5 protein-coding genes and 1 pseudogene are annotated in these 7,664 nt (G+C 65.4%); 2 read left to right on the top strand and 4 right to left on the bottom strand.

Going from position 1 to position 7,664, the window contains the following annotated elements; genetic code table 11:
* Positions 1-291 (top strand): alpha/beta fold hydrolase (locus AC1DJT_RS31610; protein WP_476835609.1); only part of this gene is annotated, 291 nt, incomplete at its 5' end.
* A 100-nt stretch (positions 292-391) separates the two neighbouring features.
* Here AC1DJT_RS31610 and AC1DJT_RS31605 read toward each other — a convergent pair.
* From AC1DJT_RS31605 to AC1DJT_RS31590, 4 genes and pseudogenes are all read right to left on the bottom strand, one after another.
* Complete coding sequence (locus AC1DJT_RS31605; protein WP_476835608.1) at positions 392-3,595, bottom strand: multidrug efflux RND transporter permease subunit; 3,204 nt, start codon at positions 3,593-3,595, stop codon at positions 392-394.
* Between the two features lie 8 nt (positions 3,596-3,603).
* A complete protein-coding gene (locus AC1DJT_RS31600) occupies positions 3,604-4,716 on the bottom strand; it encodes an efflux RND transporter periplasmic adaptor subunit (RefSeq protein ID WP_476769718.1) in 1,113 nt (370 codons plus the stop codon).
* Between the two features lie 92 nt (positions 4,717-4,808).
* Positions 4,809-5,381 carry a TetR/AcrR family transcriptional regulator gene (locus AC1DJT_RS31595; protein ID WP_476835607.1) on the bottom strand — a complete coding sequence of 191 codons (573 nt, stop codon included), beginning with the start codon at positions 5,379-5,381 and terminating at the stop codon, positions 4,809-4,811.
* Between the two features lie 354 nt (positions 5,382-5,735).
* A pseudogene (locus AC1DJT_RS31590) lies at positions 5,736-6,549 on the bottom strand (aminoglycoside phosphotransferase family protein).
* Positions 6,550-6,715: 166 nt separating this feature from the next.
* Here AC1DJT_RS31590 and AC1DJT_RS31585 point away from each other — a divergent pair.
* On the top strand, positions 6,716-7,664 hold a 949-nt coding region (locus tag AC1DJT_RS31585; protein ID WP_476835606.1), incomplete at its 3' end, for an ABC transporter transmembrane domain-containing protein.

The raw sequence follows: 7,664 nt of genomic DNA, 5'->3' as shown, positions 1-7,664 counted from the left end.
GTCCAGAACTGGTGGCGCCAGGGCATGATGGGCGCTGCCAAGGCGCAGCATGACGGCATCAAGGCCTTTTCCGAAACCGATTTCACCGAGGACCTCAAGGTGATCGAGGCGCCGGCTCTTGTCATGCATGGCGATGACGATCAGGTCGTCCCGATCGGCGCCAGCGCACCGCTTTCGGCCAAGCTGCTGAAGCGGGCGACGTTGAATATCTACAACAAGTTGCCGCACGGCATGGCGACCACCCACGCCGATATTGTCAACAAGGACATCCTCGCATTCATCCGAGGTTGACGATCGAGGACGAGGCGGCGAACGAAACCGCCTCGTCCTCATTGCAGTCCCCGGGCGTCAGGCGTGGCTCTCCGAAGCCGGGCGCGACCTCGCTCGGAGGTCAGGCAGAGGAACGTGCCGGTGTGACCGCGGCCCCGCCGGCTGGCTCCTGGGACCGGGCCGGCGTCTCTGTTGCGGGAGCCTCTGCGTCGCCGTCCTCCTGCTGGTCGCCCGGCCGCCTGGTCCTGAGCAGCCTGAGCACGAACACGAAGAAGACCGGTACGAAGAATATCGCGAGCACGGTCGCCGAGATCATGCCGCCCAGCACGCCGGTGCCGAGCGCGTTCTGGCTGGCGGCGCTCGGGCCGGTCGCGATCGCCAGCGGCACGACACCGAGGGCGAAGGCAAGCGAGGTCATGATGATCGGCCTGAAGCGCACTTTCGCCGCATCCGCCGCCGAATCCAGCAGCGACCGGCCCTCGGCATAGTAGTCCTTGGCGAACTCGACGATCAGGATCGCGTTCTTGGCGGAGAGGCCGATGATCGCGATCAGCCCGACCTTGAAGTAGATGTCGTTGGGCATCCCCCTCAGCATGACGGCGAGCACGCAACCAATGATGCCCAGCGGCACGACCAGCATCACCGAGAGCGGGATCGACCAGCTTTCGTAGAGACCGGCGAGCAGCAGGAACACGAAGAGGATGCTGAGCGCAAACAGCATGGGCGCTTGCGAGCCGGACTTGATCTCCTCCAGCGATTGCCCGGTCCATTCGAACCCGAACCCGCCCGGCACTTCGGCAACGAGCCGCTCCATCTCGGCGATGGCCGCGCCCGAGGACTGGCCGGGAGCCGGCTCGCCGGTGATCCGGACGGTGGGATAGCCATTATAGCCCACGATCTGCGGAGCGCCCTTCTGCCACTGCGCGATCGCGAAGGACGACAGCGGAACCATCCCGCCTTGCGCGTTGCGAACGTTGAGCTTGAGCAGGTCCTCAGCCTGGAGACGGTCGCGGTCGCGCCCCTGGACGATCACCCGCTGCATGCGTCCGGCGTTGKGGTGGTCATTGACATAGGACGAGCCGAGATTGGCGGTGATCGTGGTGTTGATGTCGGTGAAGGTGACGCCGAACGTGTTGGCCTTCTCGCGGTCGATGACGAGCAGAAGCTGCGCGGCGTCCGGCATGCCCTCGATCCGCAGGCCCGTGACCACGTTGCTCTTGGCGGCGCGGGCCAGCAGGTCAGCGGCCGCTGTGGCGAGCGCCCGCTGGCCGGCGCCGGCGCGGTCCTGGAGGCGGAAGGCAAAGCCGTTCGTCGTGCCAAAACCCTCGATCGGCGGCGGCGACAGGGCAAAGGTCGTCGCGTCCTTCAGGCCAAACAGCTGGGCATTGGCGCGGTCCGCCACGGCCTGGGCCGTGCTGTCGGCGCCACGCTCGCTCCAGTCCWTCAGCGTCACGAAGGCAAGCGCGGCGTTCGCCCCGTTGCCGGAGAAGCTGAAGCCCTGGATCGCCACGACATTTGCGACGGCGGGGTCGGCCTGGAAGATGCCTTCGATCTGCTTGATCGAGGCGAGCGTGCGGTTGGCGCTGGCTTCCGGCGGGCCCTGGATATCGACGATGACATAGCCCTGGTCCTCGTTCGGCACGAAGGCGCTCGGCAGCTTGACGAACAGGTAGCCGAGCCCGACGACCAGCGCGAGATAGACCACCATGACCCGACCGGCCCGCTTCGCCAGGCTAACGACGCTGCGGGAATATCCCGCGGTCACCCGGTCGAAGCAGCGGTCGAACCAGCCGCCGAGCCCCTTCTTCTCGTGATGTCCCTTGGCGATCGGCTTCAGGAACGTCGCGCACAAAGCCGGCGTCAGCGACAAGGCGAGGAAGGCCGAGAACAGGATCGAGACGACCATGGTCAGGCTGAACTGGCGGTAGATGATGCCGGTCGATCCGGGGAAGAAGGCCATCGGGATGAAGACGCTGGCGAGCACGAGCGTGATGCCGAGGATCGCGCCGGTGATCTGGCCCATGGCCTTCTGCGTCGCCGCGCGCGGGGACAGGCCTTCCTCGGCCATGATGCGCTCGACATTCTCGACGACGACGATGGCGTCGTCGACGAGGATACCGATGGCGAGCACCATCGCAAACATCGTCAGCACGTTGATCGAGAACCCGGTCGCGAACATGACCGCGCAGGTGCCCAGCAGCGCGACCGGCACGACCAGTGTCGGGATCACGGTGTAGCGGATGTTCTGAAGGAAGATCAGCATCACGATGAAGACGAGCCCGACTGCTTCCAGCAGCGTGAAGAGCACCTTCTTGATCGAGGCCGAGACGAAGGGACTGGTATCGTAGGGAATCGACTGCTCGACGCCCTTGGGGAAGAACCGCGAAAGCTCGGCGAGCTTGTCGCGGATCGCCTGCGAGGTCGCGACCGCGTTGCCGGTGGACGAGAGCTGGATGCCGACCGCCGCGCTCGGCTTGCCGTTGAGACGGCTGCTGAAATTGTAGTTCTCCGCGCCGAGCTCGATGCGCGCGACGTCGCGCAGCCGAACGGTGCTGCCGTCGGCATTGGCGCGCAGTACGATCTCGCCGAACTCGGCCGTGTTTGCGAGCTGACCCTTGACGAGCACCGTCGCGGTCAGGTCCTGACCGACCGGGTTCGGCGCGGCGCCGATCTGGCCGGCCGCCACCTGGGCGTTCTGCGCGCTGATCGCGGCCGTGATGTCGTCGGCGGTCAGCTTCAGGCCGACCATCTTCACCGGGTCGATCCAGACGCGCATGGCGCGCTGGGCTGCGAAGAGCTGCGCCCGGCCGACACCCTCGATGCGCCGAAGCTCGCCGAGCACATTGCGGTTGAGGTAGTCGCCGAGCGCGACCTCGTCCATTTGTCCGTCCAGCGAGGTCAGCGAGACGATCATCAGGAAGCCCGCGGATGCCTCCTCGACGGAAACGCCCTGCGTGGTGACCGCCCGCGGAAGCCGGGACTCGACCCGCTTGATCGCGTTCTGGACCTTGACCGAAGCCTGATCGATATCGGTGCCGGGCTGGAAGGTCGCGTTGATCGAGACCGAACCGGAGGTATCCGAGGTCGACTCGAAATAGATCAGACCGGCGACGCCGTTCAGCTCCTCCTCGATCAGGCGGGTCACGCCCTGGTAGATCTCCTGGGGCGAGGCGCCGGGATAGGCGGTCGAGATCGTCAGCTGCGGCGGCGCGACCTTGGGGTACTGCGCGATCGGCAGGAAGGGCAGGGCCAGCGCGCCGGCGATGCAGATGAACAGCGCGAAGACCCAGGCGAGGATCGGCCGCCGAATGAAGAACTGTGCCATGTCAGGACCTATCGGCTCTTGGAGCCGGCACTATCGGTCGCGGGCGACCAGGGCTCGGGCGCCAGTTTCGCGCCGGGCTGGAGTTTCTGGACGCCGTCGACGGCGACCTTATCGCCGGCCTTGAGGCCGGACAGGACGAGCCAGTCGGAGTCGATCGCCTCCCCGAGCTCGACGTCGCGCGCCTCGGCGGTATTCTCAGGCGTGATCACGTAGACCTGGGCTCGCCCCTCCTGCGTGCGGACGACGGCGCGCTGCGGCACGGTGATCGCGCCCTCCCGGACCGCCTGCTCGAGACGGACGCGGACATACATGCCGGGCAGCAGATCGCCCTTCGCGTTCGGGAACTCGGCACGCAGCGTCACCTGGCCGGTCGTCGCGTCGACGCTGGCACTGGCGAACAGCAGGGAACCGGCCTGCGCATAGGTCGCGCCATCGTCGAATACCAGCTCGACGCGGGCTTTGCCCGGCTCCGGGCTGGCGAGCTTGCCCGCGTCGACCGATCGCTTCAATGCCAGGAGTTCCTGGGCCGACTGCGTGAAATCCGCGTAGACAGGGTCGATCTGCTGGATCAAGGCCAGGTGTTGGGTGGCGTCGGCGGTGACGAGCGCGCCCTCGGTGACCAGGGCTGCCCCGATGATGCCGGTGATGGGGGCCCGGACCTGGGTGTAATCCAGGTTGATCTTCGCCTCGGCCAGCGCGGCTTCGGCCAGCCCGACATCCGCGTTGGCCTGGGCGAGCGCCAGTTCCGCGTTCTCGAAATTGATCCCGCTCGCCACTTCGCGCTCGCGCAGCGTCTTCTGGCGCGCGAGCTGCTGCTCGGAATTGGCCTTGAGGGCCTTGGCCTTCTGAAGGGCGGCCTGCGCGCTCGCGACCCTGACCTCGAAGAGCTTGGGATCGATCCGGTAGAGCACGTCCCCCTGCCTGACGAGGGTGCCCTGCTGGAAGACGCGCTCCAGCAGAATGCCCGAGACCCGGGCGCGGACCTCGGCGACGCGCGTCGCGGCGATGCGGCCGGGCAGGTCGCGGACGACCGGAACCGCGCGCGGCTCGACCTGAAGGACGGCAACGGCAGGCGGCGGCATCTGGGACGGGTCCTGGGCGTTCGCTGCCGCCACCGTCATGGACAGGATGACCGCGACGGCGCCAAACCGGCGCAATAGGGATTGCTCCCCGACCTTCGACAGGCGGGAAGGACGCAAAACAGATTGGGAATTCATGGGGAAGCCGGAGTTTCTGGGATGAGTTCAAAAATGCTTTTGATGCCGTTCAGGATGGCGGCGCGTTCGGACGGATCGAACTCGCGGAACCCCTKATATTCGATGGAGGAAAGCCCAAAGAGGGCGAGATAGGCCATCAGGGACGCGAAGGGCTTGTCGGTCCCGGCCTGGATCGCATCGAGGTCGCGGGAGAGCCAATCGCGCATGCTGCGCTGAAAGGCATCTTGGTGGGACGCCGCCGCGCTGACCGCCATCGCAATGGCGCGTTCGTCCTCGGAGGGCTGCCCCGCGGCGGTGGCCTCGATCCTGCCGAAAAGTTCGGGATTAGGGGTCGCGACGGCTGCCGCTACGGCGGCGGCCACCTTCTTGTCGTCGGCCTTGATGATCCGCCCGATGAGGGCCTCGAGCACGGCGCCTTTGGACTTGTAGTCATAGAGGACGCTGGATTTTGCGATCCCAGCCTCCTTGGCGACGGCATCGATCGAGAGGCCAGCCGCGCCGCGGCTGAGCACGACCCGCTCCGCCGCGTTCAGGACCTCTTCTGGATCGTGCTTTCTGTGTCTGCCCATATCGATTTCCTGGCCAAGGCGGGAAACCGCCCGGCCTCATTGTGATATTTATATACGAACGTTCGTACGGAAAAACAATCCTTCTCCGCCGAGGAGGCGAGGGGCGGGAATAGGGTATCGCGCGGCCCGTTTTGACGCGCGAGAGGGACTGGTCCGTCCATCGCCCCTGCGGCGGGCCAGTCCCATTGATCAGAACACTTGGATTGCCCGATCGTTGCCGATTGGCTCGCGTGTCAGTTTGATCGCTGAATGGCACTGATCATCGGCGGCCAGTGGCCCGTGCCGATGGCTGCACGAAAGGTGGTTTCCGCCAACCCGCTTGCCGACCCGCCTGAGCGGCACCGAGTTGGAAAATCAACCCTTGTCGATTTCCGCCGCGGCGATCTCCGCGACGCGAAGGGTGGGCGCGATATGTTCGGTTTCCCCATCCTCGATGAGCCAGACCGCCGAAAGCCCCGCCCAGGCGAGAATCCAGCGAAKCAAGCGGCCGCGTTCCAGCTGTGCGGCATGAGCGACGACGTCCACCTGTCGGGCGAGGCGACCACGCGCCGTGGCGACCGGATGATCCGGATTGCAGAAGAGATTGGCGTAATCGAAGCCGCGTTCGCCTCGCAGGCCCTTGGGATCGATTGCGAGCCAGCCTCGTTCTGCGAAATCAAGGATGTTCGCGTGATGAATGTCGCCATGCAGCGGGACGACATCGCGCGGATCGGCCAGAAGCATGCGTGCGGCCTCGGCGCATCGGACGAAGATCCCGCCCTGAGGTGCAGCATGGAGCGCCCGAAACCAGTCGGAGAGCGGGACAAGATTCGATGGAGGCGCTGCACGCGGCTTGTGAAGCTCGGCAACGGCCCTGCAGAGCACGACGCTCGCTTCATCATCCCTTCCATGCTCCGCCATCGCAGCGAGCGAGCGGTTGCCGGTCGCGCGTTCGAGCAGGATCGCATCATCGTGGTGTTCAATGACGCGAGCAGCCCCGATCCCATTCCACCAGATCAGGAGGCCCGCACCCCGCTTTTCCTCAGGCACCGTCGCGATCTTCAGCATGGGCCGGCTCGCCGTTCCAACGAACCGGGAGGAGGCGGCTGGTCCGTGTCAGGATCGGCTCGCCGTCTTCAGCCAGCGCCCAACGACGAATGTAAGGGGTGAAGTCGCTCTCGATCGCCATGATCTTCTTCAGTGTCAAACGGAGGGTTGCGGGTGATGCAAGGCAGCCGCCTGGCCTGGAATGTCCTCGTTCAGGCAAGCGCATGATGTGACAAATCCCTGAAGCGGGGAACTTGTCTGCCGGGCCGTTCGTTGCCCCCCGTCCAGGCGTCGACAAGGTCCCTTCCGTGAGCAGCATCTTCCTCCCGCTTCTCAGGCGGATCAGGCCAAGCGAGACGTCGGCCCCGGCGATCGCGTCCGACCAGACGCTGAGCAGTTTTGTCTGGCGCGCCAGCGGCGCCCATCAGTTCTATGTCGGCCTGATCGCGATGGCGGTGGCGCTGCTCAACTTCGCGCCGATCGATCTCCAACGGCGGATCGTGGATGTGGCGATCGCCAACCGGGACGTCCGGACCTTGCTTTTCCTGGGGGCGCTCTATCTCGCCATCGTCCTGCTCCAGGCGGCGTTGAAATATGCGCTTCTGGTCTATCAGGGCTGGGTCAGCGAAAGCGTCGTGAAAAAGTCGCGCGACCACTTGACGGTCGTTGCCACCGAGAGGGCATCGTCCGACGGGAACACGAGCGGGCAGACGGTCAATGTCATCGGCCGGGAAATCGACGGTGTCGGCGGCTTCGTCGGGGTCGGCATCTCGGAATTCGTCGTCAACCTGACCTTCCTTTGCGTGATCCTCGGCTACATGCTGTACATCCAGCCGCTGATCGCGCTGATCAGCATGGTCTTCCTGTTGCCGCAGGTCTTCCTCGCACTTTACATGCAGGCCGACCTCAACACGCTCGTCGAGCGGCAGGTCGGGCTGGTGCGCAAGCTCGGCGACGAAACCGTCGCCCAGAGCGGGAGCGGGGCCCGGAGCGGTCCAGAATCCAAGCCGACTCCGACGGAGTCCGCCACGATCCATGCGATCTTCCGCAACCGAATCCGGTTCTATGTCCTCAAATACGGGCTGAAGACCTTGCTGAACGTCGCGAATGCCATCGGTCCGCTGATGGTTCTCATCGTCGGGGGCTGGATGGTGATCCAGGGGCAGACGACGATCGGCACCGTCGTCGCCTTCATCTCGGGCCTGGAGCGCCTTTCCAGTCCCTTGCGCGACCTGCTCAACTTCTACCGCGAGTACC

The sequence above is a fragment of the Allobosea sp. 05T422_2 genome, assembly GCF_056396265.1.
The sequence above is the reverse complement of the archived record's forward strand: the minus strand, read 5'-3'. Positions and strand labels throughout refer to the sequence as shown.